16 protein-coding genes are annotated in these 15,826 nt (G+C 63.1%); 3 read left to right on the forward strand and 13 right to left on the reverse strand.

Annotation, left to right across the window (positions count from 1 at the left end):
- Position 1: 1 nt before the first annotated feature.
- From MON38_RS05440 to MON38_RS05490, 11 genes are all read right to left on the reverse strand, one after another.
- Positions 2 to 637, reverse strand: a complete 636-nt coding sequence (locus tag MON38_RS05440; protein WP_241935140.1) for a hypothetical protein — start codon at positions 635 to 637, stop codon at positions 2 to 4.
- Positions 638 to 665: 28 nt separating this feature from the next.
- Positions 666 to 1,277, reverse strand: a complete 612-nt coding sequence (locus MON38_RS05445; protein WP_241935141.1) for a hypothetical protein — start codon at positions 1,275 to 1,277, stop codon at positions 666 to 668.
- A gap of 30 nt (positions 1,278 to 1,307) precedes the next feature.
- Positions 1,308 to 2,054, reverse strand: a complete 747-nt coding sequence (locus MON38_RS05450) for a queuosine precursor transporter (protein WP_241935142.1) — start codon at positions 2,052 to 2,054, stop codon at positions 1,308 to 1,310.
- Between the two features lie 71 nt (positions 2,055 to 2,125).
- Entirely contained in the window at positions 2,126 to 3,037 is a 912-nt protein-coding gene (locus MON38_RS05455) for a ribonuclease Z (RefSeq protein WP_241935143.1), read from the reverse strand.
- A 107-nt stretch (positions 3,038 to 3,144) separates the two neighbouring features.
- The gene (locus MON38_RS05460; RefSeq protein WP_168675310.1) at positions 3,145 to 3,519 is read right to left on the reverse strand and encodes an STAS domain-containing protein; all 375 of its coding nucleotides are present in this window, start codon (positions 3,517 to 3,519) and stop codon (positions 3,145 to 3,147) included.
- A 71-nt stretch (positions 3,520 to 3,590) separates the two neighbouring features.
- Positions 3,591 to 4,466: a DUF4198 domain-containing protein gene (locus tag MON38_RS05465; protein WP_241935144.1), complete on the reverse strand. Its 876-nt coding sequence runs from the start codon at positions 4,464 to 4,466 to the stop codon at positions 3,591 to 3,593.
- 3 nt (positions 4,467 to 4,469) lie between these two features.
- Positions 4,470 to 4,955, reverse strand: coding sequence for a hypothetical protein (locus MON38_RS05470; RefSeq protein WP_241935145.1), 486 nt, complete (start codon positions 4,953 to 4,955; stop codon positions 4,470 to 4,472).
- A 16-nt stretch (positions 4,956 to 4,971) separates the two neighbouring features.
- Entirely contained in the window at positions 4,972 to 6,810 is a 1,839-nt protein-coding gene (locus tag MON38_RS05475; protein WP_241935146.1) for a glycosyltransferase, read from the reverse strand.
- Between the two features lie 224 nt (positions 6,811 to 7,034).
- Positions 7,035 to 8,366 (reverse strand): carboxylesterase family protein, encoded by a 1,332-nt coding sequence (locus MON38_RS05480; RefSeq protein ID WP_241935147.1) that lies wholly within the window; start codon positions 8,364 to 8,366, stop codon positions 7,035 to 7,037.
- Between the two features lie 179 nt (positions 8,367 to 8,545).
- The gene (locus MON38_RS05485) at positions 8,546 to 9,475 is read right to left on the reverse strand and encodes a YitT family protein (RefSeq protein ID WP_241935148.1); all 930 of its coding nucleotides are present in this window, start codon (positions 9,473 to 9,475) and stop codon (positions 8,546 to 8,548) included.
- Positions 9,476 to 9,635: 160 nt separating this feature from the next.
- Complete coding sequence (locus tag MON38_RS05490; RefSeq protein ID WP_241935149.1) at positions 9,636 to 11,528, reverse strand: alpha-amylase family glycosyl hydrolase; 1,893 nt, start codon at positions 11,526 to 11,528, stop codon at positions 9,636 to 9,638.
- Between the two features lie 262 nt (positions 11,529 to 11,790).
- Here MON38_RS05490 and MON38_RS05495 point away from each other — a divergent pair, with 262 nt between their 5' ends.
- On the forward strand, positions 11,791 to 12,201 hold the full coding sequence (locus tag MON38_RS05495) for a DUF6960 family protein (RefSeq protein ID WP_241935150.1): 411 nt from the start codon (positions 11,791 to 11,793) through the stop codon (positions 12,199 to 12,201).
- An 80-nt stretch (positions 12,202 to 12,281) separates the two neighbouring features.
- On the opposite strand, the gene MON38_RS05500 is transcribed toward MON38_RS05495, so the two are convergent.
- On the reverse strand, positions 12,282 to 13,637 hold the full coding sequence (locus MON38_RS05500; protein ID WP_241935151.1) for a YfcC family protein: 1,356 nt from the start codon (positions 13,635 to 13,637) through the stop codon (positions 12,282 to 12,284).
- A gap of 164 nt (positions 13,638 to 13,801) precedes the next feature.
- Between MON38_RS05500 and MON38_RS05505 the strand changes: the two genes are divergently transcribed.
- The gene (locus MON38_RS05505; protein WP_241935152.1) at positions 13,802 to 14,047 is read left to right on the forward strand and encodes a hypothetical protein; all 246 of its coding nucleotides are present in this window, start codon (positions 13,802 to 13,804) and stop codon (positions 14,045 to 14,047) included.
- A gap of 48 nt (positions 14,048 to 14,095) precedes the next feature.
- Positions 14,096 to 15,106 (forward strand): alpha/beta hydrolase family protein, encoded by a 1,011-nt coding sequence (locus tag MON38_RS05510; RefSeq protein WP_241935153.1) that lies wholly within the window; start codon positions 14,096 to 14,098, stop codon positions 15,104 to 15,106.
- A gap of 9 nt (positions 15,107 to 15,115) precedes the next feature.
- Here MON38_RS05510 and MON38_RS05515 read toward each other — a convergent pair whose 3' ends face one another.
- Entirely contained in the window at positions 15,116 to 15,733 is a 618-nt protein-coding gene (locus MON38_RS05515) for a hypothetical protein (protein ID WP_241935154.1), read from the reverse strand.
- Positions 15,734 to 15,826 lie beyond the last annotated feature (93 nt).

Here is a 15,826-nt window from a genome sequence, read left to right on the forward strand (position 1 = left end):
GTTATTCAGAAGTCCCTTCATCCGCTTTGGGTATGAAGGGCTGACCAGTATTAAAAGCGTGAACGAAGGCCGGCAGGTTGCGCCGGGCAACGACTCCGCTTTCCAGCTGTTGAATCAGGTCGGGACGAGATGCAAAGTACGGGGCCAGCATCTGGCGGAACTCCGGGCCTTTGCCCGAAAGCAGGTTCATCGGAATTGCCAGCGCATCATCCTCGGCAGGAACCTGAAGCAGGTAAATTGACCGCGTAGAGGTGGGGTTGACCACCATGTTAGTGCCCGGCATGCCACTGAAGCCGCCGCCCACATCGTAGTCGTAGCGTAGCAACAACACGCGCCCGCTATCCAGCACCTGGGCCAAGCCATGTTCGACGCGGGAGCGGGGAGACGGATTCACCTGAAACCCGCCTACGGGCAGGTAACGGCGGTTTCCGATGCGGGCCCAGTACACCTCGCTCGCTTGCCATACTTGTTTCTTGCCATTCTCTGGTCGGGCTACGAGGCCCCGCCCGGAAACGTCTAAGTCGCCCTTATATACTACCGTGCGATTATCGACCAGAATATACGTCCCGAGGCCCGACTGGGCCGAAGCCAGTAGCGGCCCCAGCAACAGTGCAAGGCCGCAGATACACTTTTTCACAACTACAGTGGGCTAGGGGTTCGGCTAATTAAGGATTTAAGCGCACGCCTTGGTTGTAGGCGTGCACGGCGGCCGCGAGCTGGGCACGGCTGATGGCATTGGTAGCAAATTGGCGCTGCAACACTGGGTCGGCCGGAAACAGGGCCGCGACGAAGCCGCCTGGCGCCAGTTTCTGGTCGAACCCCGGCGTGCGGCCGGGACAGTATGCAAAGAAAGTCGTTGTGCCGGCTTTGCGCAGCACCGGCAGTTTCACATGGGCCTTGAAGTTGGTGCCCATCTCGACCTGGTAGTAGTAGTAAAACAGCTCCACCGGCCCGGATTCCAGGATTTCGAGCAGCGCGGGGTCTTTGAAATCGGCATCGGTGCCGCTGAGGAAACGGAAGTCGTTCACCCGCACAAATCGGTGGTTTTCGACGGTGAAAGCCGTGACCTCGGCGGCACGAAACTTCCGTTCCTTGCCGTTTTTCACGCCTACCATCATCGTCGGGCTGCCGTTTTCGGCCAGCGCCAGCTTCAGCGAAGCTTCGCCTTTCGAGCCGTTGGCGAGTTGGTAGGTGCCCGGGGCGAAGTTGAACTGGGCACGGGCCACGGCGGGCAGCAAAAAGGCCCCGGCCGCCAGCAGAAAATGGAAGAATCGCATGGCGCTGAAAGGCAGACGGGCGGAAAAAAGTTACACGCTCACGTTTTCCACCGCTTCTTCCTGCAGTTCGGTGGTTTCTTCGTCGCCTAAGTATTTGTCAATCAGAAAGTGCGCCAGGTAGAGCACCGGCGTGAGCAGAATGGCTGCCGCAAACTTGTACCAGTAGTTGGTATTGGCCACGCTCAGCACCTGGTCCATCGTCCAGTTGCCAAACACGTAAAAGGCCACGTAGAGCACCACAAACGAGTCGACCAGTTGCGAAATCAAGGTCGAGCCTGTGGCGCGCAGCCACACGTAGCGCCCGCCCGTAGCCCGCCGGATGGCGGCAAAAATCGTCGCATCGAGCATCTGCCCCACCGCAAAGGCCACAATCGAGCCCGTGATGATGCCCAGGCCCTGCCGGAAAATACTCTGGTAAGCAAAGTCGATGTTGAAAGGCCGGCCGGCGTTATCGGTCTTGTTTACGTCGAGCCAGAAATCGGCCGGCGGCAACTTGGTGGTGAGGTAGATGACGCCAAACGCGAACAGAATCAGCGCCACCGTGAGGTAGCTGATGCGCAGCACGCCCGCCTTGCCGAAGTACTCGTTGATGATGTCCGTTGTCACGAATACCACCGGCCAGATGAGCACGCCCGCCGTAAGGTTGCCGGGCAGCCCCATCAGCTTATCGGCCGAGAAAATTTTAACACCGATGATTTCGGCCAGTAGCGCATTCACCAGAAAAATCCCGCTGAGCACGAGGTAGAGCTGCTGCTTCTTGTGAGCGTAGGTGTTCATAGGAAGATTGGGGAGCAAGCAGGAGGTAGGGGCGGGGGCAGGCCCCGCCCCTACACCCATGAATCAATAATTTACAGGCTCACCACCAGCCCCTCCACCGCCAGCGCTGTGTTCGGAAACACCGGCCGGGCTTCGTGCAGCAGCGGCTCCAGAGCCTTGTAGCGGCTGGAGAAATGGCCCAGCAGCAGCTGTTTCACGCCGGCGGCCTGGGCCAGCAGGGCGGCCTGGCGGGCGGTGCTGTGATGGGTCTGGGCGGCGCGCTCGCGCAGTTCGTCCAGGAAGGTCGCCTCGTGATAGAGCAGGTCGGCCCCGGCGATGAGCGGGGCCAGGGCCGGCGTATAGAGCGTATCGGAGAAGAAGGCGTAGCGGCGCGGGATGGGCACGGGGCCGGCCACATCGGCGTGGCGCAGGCCGGGCTGGTGCTCGTCGGCCGGCAGGTCGTCGCCCTGGGCCAGGCGGGCCAGCTGCCCGGGCGTGAGGCCGGCGGGCAGCTTCTCCTTCAGTAGGTTGGCACGGCGGGGCTGCTCTTCGAACAGGTAGCCGGCGCAGGGCACGCGGTGGCGCATGGGCAGCGAATGCACGCGCAGGCCGGCATCCTCATACACGAGAGCGTGCACTTCGGTATCCACTACCGTAAACTCCAGCTGAAACCCAATCTGCACGCCCGACACGCGGCTTTGCGTCACGAGCACCTCGTCGAGGCCGGGCGGGCCGATGATACACAGTGGCTGCGTGCGCCCCTGCAGGTGCATGGTGCCCAGCAGGCCGAACAAGCCGAAATAGTGGTCGCCGTGCAGGTGCGAGATGAAAATGGCGCGCAGGTGATGCGGGCGCACCCGGTACTCCAGCATCTGCCACTGGGTGCCCTCGCCGCAGTCGATGAGGTAGTGCTGGGCGCCCACCGTGAGCACCTGCGCCGTGGGGTGGCGCCCCACGGTGGGTGTGGCCGAGGCCGACCCAAGAATTTTCAGCTCGAACGTCATACGGTGAAAAAGCTACAAGCTATAAGCTGCAAGCTGCAAGCCGTCGTTCTGGCTAAAAGCAGAACATCAGCTTGCAGCTTGCAGCCTATAGCTTGTAGCTAAAAAAATTACTCCTTGTCCGTCAGGTCGCGCTCGATGGCGTGCAGAAACACGCGGTCGATGCCTTCTTCCACGGTGGGCAGAATGTGCAGCACCGATTCGAGCTTGCTGATGGTGATGAGTTTGAGGACGTGGTCCTGCAGGCCGGTGAGCACCAGCAGGCCGCCGGTAGAGTTGCACAGGCGGTTGGCAATGAGGATGGAGCTGAGGCCCGACGAATCGGTGTACTTCACGTTAGTGAGGTCGAGTATCAGGTTGTTAATGCCTTCAGCGTTCAGCTTCACGAATTCCGATTTGAGGTCGGGCGCAACGGTGGTGTCGAGCTTCTTCTCCTCAATCGTAATAATGGTGTAGCTATCTTTTTTATCAATCGTGTACTTCATACAGCGTAGGGCAAGAGGGGTAAGAGAACGGCGAAGGTAAAGAGAAAAACCAAAATCTTTGGTGAAGCTGGCTAATGTTTTATTGCTGGCCGGATTGCGGCGGGTGGCCCGGCAAAAGTAAGCGAGGCCCAGGTCGATTGCCAGTCGGCGCGGGTGTGCAGGCGGGCCGGCGCCGGGCGCATGTCCACCGTAGCCAGCAGGTAGGGGCCGGGGCCGGATAAACGTAACAAAATCCGGCCGCTTTGGTTGGCGCGGGTGGTGTAATGCGTGGTGGGCAGGCCGCCGGGCTGGCGCTGCCATACCTGCACGGCCGCGCCAAAGGCGGGCTTGCCGCCGCGCAGCACGCGCACGGTCAGGGCTTTATCGGCGGCCAGGCGGTAGGGGTTTTGCTCGGGCACCAGTTCCAGCGGCAGGCCGTAGGCGTGGCGGCAGGCACTGTCGGCGGCCAGCGGCACCAGGGCGGGGTCGCCCACCTGGAGCAGGGTTTTGGCGCAGCGGCTGTAGGTTTCGCGGCCGGGCTTGGTGGTTTCCTCGTTTTCCTGGCGCAGCTTCAGGGCGTAGTCGAGCCCTTCTTCGCGCAGGTAGGCGGTGAACTGGTCGGCGGGCAGCTCGATGAAAGAGCTGGTGCTTTGCAGCAGCACCACGTGGGTGCCGGGCTGCGCGAAGGTGAAGGCGGTGCGGAAAGTATCGGTTTCGGTGAAGTTTTTCGGGGTGAGGTTGGCGGTATCGGCCGGGGTGGGGCCAAAACGTCGCAGGCGCTGCACTTTGGCGGCTTTGGTAGTCCAGGGGCCGCCGGAGAAGTTGGTGCCGACAAAGGCGCGCACGTGCACCGTCTCGCCGGGCTGCAAGCGGAAGCGCGGAGCTTCGAGCCAGACCTCGTGGGCGAAGGCGGCGGAGGCTATCGATATGATGCCGGCTACTGCCAGCATATTCACATTGCGGCGCATAAATCAGAGAGAAGTCACGGCCAGTAGTTTCTTTCGTACTACTCCTGGCAAGTCCGCGGCGAATACGGCATTTTCTGGCCGAAGACGCTGAATGAAAATGAGTTCTTGGCCGCTGTACTTTTCTGGATAGCTCGTCTCTACACAGTGGGTATAAACCACCCCTTCAAACTGGTAGCTATAAGCCACGCGATAGTAAGTTGTCCCGTCAAGCTCTTGGCTCGTTGTGCGGGATGGTTCAAAGCTTCCGGTAACGCGGCTGGTGTCGGCAGCTAGCTCCCACAGCAATTTATGCCTGTCAATGCTTTGGTAAATTAGAAATAAGCCAAAAATGATTAAGACAGCGGCTATCAGTAACTCTGGTAGCGAATAATCTGAATCAGACAGTTTGGAAATCAGATTTACTGAGGCAATGAGTGAAGCAAGGGCTCCCATTGGCAGGCGGCCATCCCGCAACATTATCTCGAGCTTATCGCCAAAGGGCAGTTTCATGGGCAATGCATGTTGATTACTGCCGCTCCAGCGCCAAGGCATAGGCGCGGTCGTAGTGCACGCGCAAGTTTTTCCAGTCGAAAATATCGGCGGAGCTTTCCACGGCGTTGCGCTGGATGATGCGCTCGCGGCGGCTGAGCTGCACGAAATGCCAGAGCATGTCGCAGAGCTCCTCGGCCGACTCATCGAAGGATTTTTCCTGGCGGTGGACCACGAAAATGCCTTTATTTTCGGGTTCGGGCACGTTTTGCAGGGCATAGTCGCCGAAGCCCGACAGGTCGGAGGTGATGGCGGGCACGCCGCGGGCCACGCATTCGAGCGGGGTGTAGCCCCAGGGCTCGTAGTAGCTCGGGAAGATGCCCATGTGGCAGCCGCGCACAAACTGGCCGTACTCCATGCCCAGCAGCGGCGAGGCGGGCGACACGAAATCGGGGTGGTACACCATTTTCACCCGGTCGTGCCGGTGGTTCAGCAGTTCGGAGCGGCGCAGGAAATCAAGGATGTCGTCGTCGCCGTCGTTCACCAGGTTGTGGGTGATGACGGGGGGCAGGGCGTTGGTTTTCCAACTCTGCAGCTGGCGGCGGTAGCGCAGCTTCCAGTAGTCGTCCACCATCGCGCCGAGCTCGGGCAGCTTGTGGTCCTGGCTGGCGGCGGCGGCGTAGAAGAGGCGCTCACCTACCTGGCGCTCGATGGCGCGGCAGGTTTCCTGCACCTCGTTCAGCATGGCGCGGCGCTCGAGCACCTGCGGGTTGATGCTGGTGAAGGGCCGCTTAGTGATGAAAAACATCACCACCTGGCCTTCTAAGCCGCTTTGCTGGAGGCGATAGTTGAGGCGGGCCAGGGCTTCGAGCGTGAGGTCGAAGCCCTTGTTGTGGTACTCGTAGCGGCCCGAGGTGAAGAAGTACAGCGTCTTATCTAAATCGAAGGCGTACGACTGGAAGAAGTGCGCCATCACGAATTCGTGGATTTTGGCTTTGTACTGCTGGTGCAGGTTCTGCGACTCGTGCAGGGCCACGAAGCGTTCAATGTTGAGGCCGTTGGGCAGTACCGCGTCCGGAATCCGGTCGAGCAAATAGATGCACTCGCGCACCGTCAGCTCGCTCACGGTGGTGAACACGTGGCTGCCGTGGGCGGCGGCGCGCTCCATGCGCACGGCGGGCTCGATGTTGAAATGCCGCGCCTCGGCTTCCCAGTTCACCCACATCAGGTGGTCGTAGAAGTTGGCGTCGTTCATGGCCAGGTAGCGGCCCAGCAGCGTGGCGTGCGTAGTGAAGAGCAGGTGGGCCGGCACTTGCAGGCGGCGCAGCTCCGGGATGGCCACGCCGGTCATCCACTCGTGGAAATGGCCCAGCAGGCGCTGCCCGGCAGCTTTTTGGACCGCGAGGTGCTGGAAGAAAACGGTGGTGAGGTGGCCGAAGGCGATGACCTGGTGCAGCAGGTCGTCGTTGTCGGGGGCCGGGATGCCGTGGCGGGCCCACAGGTCCGATTTCAGCTGGCCGAGGCGGTCGTAGGTCTGGAAGGGGTTGATGAGCACCACGCGCGGCCGGCCGGTTACCAGCCAGGTGCCAATCTGCACGTCGTAGCCCTGGGCGCGCATGGTACGCACGGCGGCGGCAAACGGGTCGGCGCCGGTGTGCACCGTCAGGTCGTCGTAGGGCTCAAACTCACCCTGGGCCATGTTGGGGAAATACGGCCCGAGCAGGCAGTACCGGTCGCCCCAGGCGGGCATGGTGGCCGGTACTTTCGAACGGATAACGGTGTAGATGCCGCCCACCTGGTTGCAGACTTCCCAGGCCACTTCAACCAGCAGCGAATCGGGAAACAGGGTATCGGGGGCGTGGGGGGTGGGTTGCATAGGCTTGAGGAAGGGCGAAGCGGGCGAAAGAACGTGGCTGAAAGGTAAGCCGGTTTGGACCGCACGCGCCAACTGCGGAAGGCATTTTTTTCGTGGGCTGGGCCTGATGTTCGGTTCTGTTTGGTAGCACGCCTGTAATCCTGAGCGCAGCGAAGGACTTTATCACGTCCGCACAAAGCGCTCTAACGCGATAAGGTCCTTCACTGCGTTCAGGATGACAAACGTTATGCTTTTTCCACCTCCAGCACACCGGGAATGACTACTTGCGCCGGCAATTCGCCCGAGCGGGCGAAATCGGCCCACAACTGCCGCACCTGCCGGCCGACCGCGTCAAATTCCGCCCAATCGGCCGTGCCTAGCAACGGCGTTTCGGCCCAGCTAGCCCGGTTGCCCAGCAGCAGCGGTAAGTCGACAACGTGCGCGGCTCCGAATGGGCTGCCCGGCGGCTGATACGTGAGCAGAAACCGCCAGGCGCGGCCACCCGCCCGCGCCTGGTGCGTGGCAAACACCCGCGCGGGGTCGAGGTAAATACGGTTCGAGGTGACACTTGTGAGCAGTCGCACCACCGGGCCGCCCGCCAGCGGCAGGCGCTGCAGCCAGTTGAACGTGGGGTCGATAACGGCGAAAAACCGGGTTTCCTCGGCCGTGGCGCCGATGAGGACATCGATGTGCGGGGCCACTGTGGCCCAAGTAGCATCAATTTCCGTTTCGGGCGGCAGGGGCGCGGCCCCGTACTGCGGGCCGAAGGGCATGCCGCTTTTCAGGCCTTGCCAGCGGGCGGCTTTAATCACGGCGCTTTCGCGGGCCAGCACCTCGGCGGCGGTAGCGGTGGGCGGGATGTTGCCCACGGCCGCACTCATGGCCCGCAGCATGCGCTGGCGGTTGCGGGTGAGGCCCAGCGGCGCGCTGTGCAGCATTACGCGGCGAAACAGGCTGGCCGCGCCATCCGTCAGCATGAGCTGGGCAATGGCATCGGCCCCTGATGAATGACCAAACATGGTTACCAAGGCCGGGTCGCCGCCGAACGCGCCAATATTGCGCTGCACCCAGTTCAGGGCTGCCAGCAAATCGAGCAGGCCCAGGTTGGGCGGCATGCTGCCGCTGCCCAGAAACCCGAAGAGCCCCAGCCGGTACGTCACGGCTACAAAAACCACCCGCTGCTCGGCCACCCAAACGGCCGGGTCGTAAATCGCCAAATCGCCCGCGCCCGACACGTAGGAGCCACCGTGCACCCACACGATGACGGGCAGTTTTTCCCCGGCTCGGTAATCGGCCGGCAGCGTGATGGACAGCCGCAGGCAGTCTTCGTCGAACTTGAGCGCTTCAAACAGGCTGCCCATCACCTGGTCCACGCGCGGGTCGGCGAGCTGCGGACAGGCCGGCGCGGGCGATGTGGCGTGGATGGGCTCCAAAGCGTCCGGCTCGGATTCGGGCGGGCAAAACCGGGCGGCCCGGGCGTAGCGGATGCCCGTGGCGCGCAGCACCGGCCCATCAGCCCGGCCGATGATGGTGCCGGCCGGGGCATGGAATTGGGGCGCAGTGGGGGTAGGTTGCAAAGGGAAGTGACTTGAAAGGATTGGGAATGAAGGAAACCAAAACGTCATGCAGAGCGCAGCGAAGCATCTTGCCCGCAGTCACTAATCCAATCGTTCAACGATTACTGATTACTGCCGCTGGCAAGATGCTTCGCTGCGCTCTGCATGACATTCTTTTTGTCTGAAAGAAACCAGTGCCGCTAGTGCAGTGCGCGCTTCTTGATGATGCCACCCTGCGCGTCATCAATCCGATACTGCACAATGAAAGCGCGCGGGTCGACTTCCTGCACGGCGGCACGCAGGGCGGGCAGCTCCAGGCGGGTGACGACGGTGAACACGATGTCGCGGGCCAGGCCCAGCTCGCCGCGCTTACCGTAGCCCGATTTGCCCTGGTACATCGTCACGCCCCGGCCCAGCTTCTCGGTGATGACCTTGCGTACCGCGTCGCTGTACTCCGACACGATGGTGACGCCGGTGTACTGCTCGATGCCGTTGAGCACGAACTCCAGCACGCGGGCGGCGGCGAAGTAGGTCAGCATCGAATACAAGGCCGGCTCGGTGCCCAGCACCAACACCGCCACGCCGAAAATAACGACGTTAAGAATCAGAATCAAGTCGCTGACTTTGAGCAATACCAGAAAACGGCTCACCAGCAGGGCGGCTATTTCGGTGCCGTCGAGCACGGCGCCGCCGCGCATGGCCAGCCCGATGCCGGCCCCGATGAACACGCCGCCGAACACGGCCGTGAGCAGCAAATCGTGCGTCACGTCGGGGAAGGGCACCACGGCCAGCACCAGCGCCAGCCCGCCAATGCCCAGCGCGCTGCGCACGGCAAAGCGCCGGCCCAGCTGGTTATACCCCAAGGCAATGAAGGGCAGATTGATAACGAGAATCAGGATGGACAGCGGCAGCCGAAAAGCCGCCGCCAGCAGCATCGAAACACCCGTCACGCCGCCATCAATGAAGTGACTCGACAGCAGGAAGGACTTGAGGCCAAACGCCGCCGAAATAACCCCGGCGATGATGAACAAAGTGTTTTTCAGCTCGGAATTGGGGCGGTTGATTTGGGCTGCCAGGGGCGAAGCCGGGTTTTCGAGCGCTGTAGGGTCAGGGGAGGATGTTGGATGCATAGAACTGGGGGATTAGGTGCTCGGGTAGACTTGATAGCGGCTGATTGAAACGGGTAGGGGCGGGGCTCGCCCCCGCCCGTCGTTGAACGATTCAGCATCGAGCTGTTCAACGACGGGCGGGGGCAAGCCCCGCCCCTACATACGGGCAACGGCGCGAACGTTACCCTTCCTGCGACAAAATCAGCACCGCGTAGGGGGCCAGGGCGATGCTGCCGTGCCAGTTGAAACCGTCGTATTCGCCTTCTTCGGCCTCGATGCCGAAGCTTGGCATGTCGCTGAACTCGCCGTCGTAGCCCTGCCAGTCGCTGTTGAAGCGCACCTGCCAGTGGCCGGGGCCGGGCAGGCCGATGGTGTAGCCCTCGTGGGCCTGATTGGCGAAGTTGGCCAGTACCACGGTGGTGTCGCCGGGGCCGCCCTCGCCGGCCTGGCGGGCAAAGGCCACCAGTTTTTCGTCGTTGTTCACGTGGAAAACCTGGGTGTGCTGGCCGCTCAGGCCGCGCGTGGTGCCGTGGTAGTTGCGGCGCAGGCTGATAAGGTCGCGGTAGAGGCTTACGAGGCCGCCGCGCTGCTCGGCGCGCTCCCAGCGGATGGGGTCGGTGTCGACGAACGCACCATCGGCCAGCATTTCCTGGCCCTGGAAAATCATCGGGATGCCGGGGGCCGTCATCACCAGCGCCGCACCCAGGGTGGTGCGCTTCTTGGCAAACCAGTGGTCGGCCGCGCCGGGCATGATTTCCTCGGCCACGCGGCTTTTGCCATTGGCTACTTCGTCGTGGCTTTCGGTGTAGATGACGCGGCGGAAGGCGTTGTCGTTATACAACTGCGTGAGGGCCCCGGCCACGGCATTCATGTCGCGGTCGGCGTCGTTGGGCGTCGTCAGGGCGTCGCGGATGGGGTACACAAACGAGCCATCCCACTGCGAATCGAAGCCCTGGCCGCCTTTTTCGGTGGCTTCGGTGATGGCGGCATTGCCGCGCAGGTCTTCGGCGATGGTGATTTTCCAGGGCATCGTCTTGTCGATTTCCTCGTTAATCCAGCGCATCAGGCTCCAGCCGTCGGGCAGGTCGTCGCCGGGGTTTTCCTCGCCGTTCACGTTGCGGATGAAGGCGATGGCATCGGCGCGCAGGCCGTCGCAGCGGTACTCGTTCAGCCACATCAGGGCGTTGTCGCGAATGTACTGGCGCACTTCGGGGCGGCCGTAGTCGGGACGGTTGTCGCCCCAGGGCGTTTTGGCGCGCCAGTCGTTGTAGAAGTAGATACCCCCGCCGTCGTTGTCGTGCCAGCCATCGAACTGCCACAGGTCGAGGTCGCCGGGGCCAAAGTGGTTGTACACCACGTCGAGCACCACCGCAATGCCGTGGTGGTGGGCCGCCTTCACCATTTCCTTGAAGGCCACCGGTCCGCCGTAGTCGCTTTCGAGCGCAAACGGGCAGGCCGGGTTGTAGCCCCACGAGCGGCTGCCCGGAAATTCGGTAGCCGGCAGCAGCTCAATGCAGTTAATGCCCAAATCGCGCAGGTACGGCAGCTTTTCGGCCACGCTCATAAACGTGCCCACATGCTCCATATCGGGCGCGTTGAAGGTGCCCACGTGCAGCTCGTAAATCACCAGCTCGTTCCAGGCGGGCATCTGGAAATTGTCGTCGCCCCAGTCAAAGCTCGGGTCGTGCACCACCGACGAGCCGGCCGAGTTCGTCACCTGGCGGGCGTAGGGGTCGTTGCGGTCGAAAGTCTGCTTGCCGTTGGTGATGTGGAATTTGTATTCGTCGCCAGGTTTGGCGTTGGGTACGTCCACGGCCCAGTAGCCGTCGGCTTCGTGCTGGAGGGGATTTTTGTCGCCTTTCCAATTATTGAACGAGCCGATAATGGCCACGGCATCAGCGTGGGGGGCCCATACCCGGAAGGTGGTGCCAGCGGCGTGGGGCACGGCTCCCATGCCGGGCTGCGGCGCGGGGCCGGCGGGAGCGGAAGGGGCGGTTTGGGGGGCTTTTACAGCGGGGGCTTTGGCGGTTTTTGGAGCCGGCGCAGCAGTTTTGGAAGCGGAAGCGTGAGACATGTAACAAGACAACTGCCCGCCGCCCGGGCAGCCGAAAATGCGGCCGGTACTGGGCAGGGGAGCCCGGGTATACGGGTGAGCGGGCTTTTTGGCCGATTCGGACCGGCGCAAGACGTAGCGCGGCCGTTTAGTCCGCGCCCTCGTGCCGTGCGTATCCCAACGTGCTGGGTCGCGGACCAAAAGTCCGCGCTACACCTCTTGCAGCGGAAGCTTTTTGCCCGCCTGCGTTGTTGCTTTGTTTTCCGATTCTGAACTTCTGCGCTTGAAAACCCGTCCCAAACCCGTCATTTTTGGCCTCTACGGCTGGTCGCCCGAGTACGGCTTCCGCTACATCCACCCCGCCAACCGCCGCGCCTTCGAGCTGCTGGAGCCCGTGGGCAAGCTCTTCGAGAAAATTGCCGAAGACGAGGAAGGCGAGTGGATTACCATTCGCTACGACGAGCAGCAGTTTCTGGTGCGCCCCGAGCTATTCAAGGAAATCTACCACAAGCCGAAATTCAGCTTCGGCGACGCCGTGGAGGAAGTGACGCCCCAGCCCGGCCAGTACCGCCACTTCGGCCACGTGTCCGACGTGTTCTGGAACGAAGCCACCGACACCGCCACCTACCAGATTGTGGAGCGCAAGCGCAAGCTGCCGCGCGTGTTTGCGGCCGATGAGCTGCGGGCGGATTAGGAGTAGCGCGAACTTTTAATCCGCGAGTCATGCCATTGACTGCCGGAGTCATGGCCCTACTCGCGGACTGAAAGTCCGCGCTACACCCCTACCATGATGCCCACCACCACCGCCACGGCCCCGAGCGCAAACAGCGCGGCCCAGAGCGGCGCGGCAAACTTCAGCCACTGCTCGAAGCGGACCCCCGTAGCCGCCAGCATGGCCATGAGCGTGCCGTTGGTGGGCGTAATGAGCTCGCACAGCCCGGCCCCGTACTGAAACGCCAGCACCGTCACCTGCCGCGACAGGCCCAGAATGTCGGATAGCGGCACCAACAGCGGCATGGTGAGGGTGGCCTGGCCGCTGCCGCTGGGCACCGGCACGTGCAACAGGGTTTGCACGCCCATCATGCCCAGGGCGGCCAGCGCCACGGGCAAGTGGTTGAGTGGAGCGGCCAGGCCGTGCACGATGGTATCGACGACGTGACCTTGCTCCAGCACCACAAAAATGGCCCGCGCGAAGCCAACCAGCAGGGCCGAAAAGGCAATGTCGCGGAAGCCCGCAATGAAGCCCTCGGCCGTGCCCGTGAGGCCGCGCCCGCCCACCAGCCCGGCCACAATGCCCAGCCCCAGAAACAGCGCCGACATCTGCTCAAACTCCCAGTGCAGCTGCACCACGCCGTAGGCAAATACGGCAAACGCCGTGAGCATTAGCAGCAGCACTAAGCCGGCGCGGGCACTGGTGGGAGCGGGGCCGGCGGCGGCTTCGTTGGCGTCGAGGCCCAGGTCGGGGGCTTGGCGGTGGCGCACGGCGTGGCGGGTGGTGGCCCACAGCCAGAACCCTACGGCCACCAGCAGAAAGCCCACCCGGTAGGCCCCGCCCGAAAGCAGCGGCAGCTGCGCCAGCTTCTGGGCAATGCCTACTTGGAACGGGTTTATCGGGCTGAACGAGGCCCCTACGAAGGCCGCCCCCACACTGGCCGCCACGGCCGTGAGCACGGGGTAGCCCAGCCGCCGCATCAGCACCAGCAGCACCGGCACCAGCGGAATTATTTCCTCGCCCATGTTTTCCAAAGCGCCCATCGTGGCGAAGAGCGTGCCCACCAGCGGAATGACGAGCACCTCGCGGCCGTGGGCGCGGCGCAGCAGCCAGTCGACCCCGAAGCGCAGCGCCCCGGTCTGGTCGACGACGGTGAAGGCCCCGCCGGCCAGAAAAATCAGGAACACCACGGCCGCCGCATCGGCCAGGCCTTTGGGCACGTCCACCAGCACGTCGAGCGGGCCCACGGGCGTGGCGGGCACGGCGTGGTAGGAGCCGGCCACCACCACCTGGCGGCCCGTCACGGCATCGAGGTGGCGCGTGAATTCACCGGCCGGCAGCACGTAGCTCAGCAGCGCCGCCAGAATGATAAAGCCCACGATGAGCACCAGCGGGTGTGGAAAACGGAATTTGTTCATGCCGCAAAGTTGGGACTTGGGAACTTAGGGTCTTCGGGACGGGGTCTAACTTGCGGTGTTGGGAGAAGGCACCCGTCCGCGCAAGCGCATGAAGGCAACCAGTAGCGCGCCCGCTCATGTCAAAAACCAAGACCCGAAGACCCCAAGTCCCTAAGTCCCCATAAATGACCATCACCGCCTTCAAAGCCCTGCACCAGCGCCGCCAGCTCGACTACCTGGCCCGGCACGGCACGCGCCTGGCCGAGCGTCCCGAGGACAGTTTCGACCTCGTGCTGTATGCCGTGGAAGGGTTTTACGCCGAAACCTGGCGCAGCCGCGGCGAGGAAGCCGTACTCTTCATCCACGTGTTCCAGAAGCCGGCCGGGCTGGGCGAGTACCTGGCCCGCGTGCAACTGCCCGGCAACCTCTAAAGTCCTTGCGCCGCCCCGGCATCGTCGCCGTTGGGCCAATGCAAGCACATGCGGCAACTGCTATTCCTTCTGCTACTGGCGCTCCTTAGCCGCCCTGGCTTCGCCCAAACGGCACCCGCCCCAACCGCCGCCGCCCCGCGCCCGCCCGAAGCCTTCGGCTACCGCCGCCTGGTGGTCATGTTCGGGCGCGACAGCGTGCAGGTGCTGCTGCTCTCGAAGCCCGGCGAGGAGCAGAGGAAGAAGCCGCTGCTGCTCTGGGTGGAGGGCTCGATACCCACGCCGCTGGTGCTGTACGATGCGCACGGGCCCTATACGCCGTTCGGCTTTCACCCCAAAAAGGTGCTGGAGAGCTGCCACATGGCCATCATCAGCAAGCCCGGCATCCCGCTCACGTTCGACGTGACGGGCCAGGACCCCAACCGCATTTTCCGGGAGCGCCAGCCGCCGGCCTACTACTGCGCCCGCAACTACCTCGACTATTATGTGCGGCGCGACGAGGCCGTGCTGCGCTACCTCAAAAAGCAGCCCTGGGTCGATGCAGCGCACGTCGTCATCGGCGGGCACTCGCAGGGCACTTCGGTGGTGGCGCACCTGGCCGCCGTGCCGGGCCTGGTGAGCCGGGCCGTGTACCTGAACGGCAACCCGCTGGGCCGCAACATGTCGATGCTGGCCGAGGCCCGGCAGGCGGCCGACACGGCCGCCACGGGCTGGATTTTCCGCCGCTGGCAGTTGGCCGTGGCCAACCCCACCCTCGCCGACTGCCGGGGCGACGACCTGCGCAACACCTACGGTTTCGGCGCCTCCGAAATGCCCGCGCTGCTGCGCACGCAAGTGCCCGTGTTCGTGGGCTTTGGCACGCTGGACCGGGGTGTGGCCGGCGACGACTACCTGCGGCTGGAAACCATCCGGCAGCACCGCACCAACTTCACATTCCGCGAATACCCCGGGCGCGAGCACAACTTCTTCGGCATGAAAGACGGCCAGATTAACTACGACGACTTTTACTGGGACCAGGTGGGGGAGGATTTCCTGCGCTGGGCCGGGCTGTGGCCGCAGTAGCGCCGGGCACTACTTTTCCAGCCGGTCCACGTCCGTCAGCTGGCCTTTGTTGTGCATGATTTGCAGGTCGAGCACGGTGAGCGACTGCGACTCCTTGCCGTACTTCTCGGGCGAGTTGAGCTCGGAAACCGGCGAGCTGTCGTCGGTTTCGTAGTCGTTGCCCACTACTTCCACGGTGTTGCCCTTGGCGCTCACCACCTTCAGCAGCGAGTATTTGGTGCTGTCGCCGGGCGAGTGCACGGTGTAGATGTCGCCGGCGTGCGGGGCGGCCAGCCAGGCTTTGCGGTCGTGCTCGTGGTAGCGGCCGGCAATGGCAGCACCCGCCAGGCCCAGCACCAGCACGCCCACGCCGGCCCAGTGCCAAAGCGGAAAGCGGGTGCTTTTCCGGAGCTCGCGCACGGCGGGCTGCAGCTGGGCGGGCAGGTTTTTTTCTTCCCAGGCCTGTTGGCAATGGTCGCACTGCGCCACGGCCGTTTTGCTGACCGGGAAAGACGGAATGAAGTAGACGTGGGCGTAGCGGCTATACACGCTGGCCTTCATGCCGTCGGGAGTGGCGCAGGCCGGGCAGGTGGTGCCGGGCAGGGGAGCCGTGCGCAGGTGTGCGCCTTTGGAGCCGTAGAGAATCATGCAGAGTAAACGATTGGGGCGATAGCGCGTGGAAAAGGTGAAGCCGCAAATTAAGCCAATGATAGTCAAATGAAAATACCGTCGGGTAGCATA

This window comes from Hymenobacter cyanobacteriorum (assembly GCF_022631375.1).
GTDB classification, from domain to species: domain Bacteria; phylum Bacteroidota; class Bacteroidia; order Cytophagales; family Hymenobacteraceae; genus Hymenobacter; species Hymenobacter cyanobacteriorum.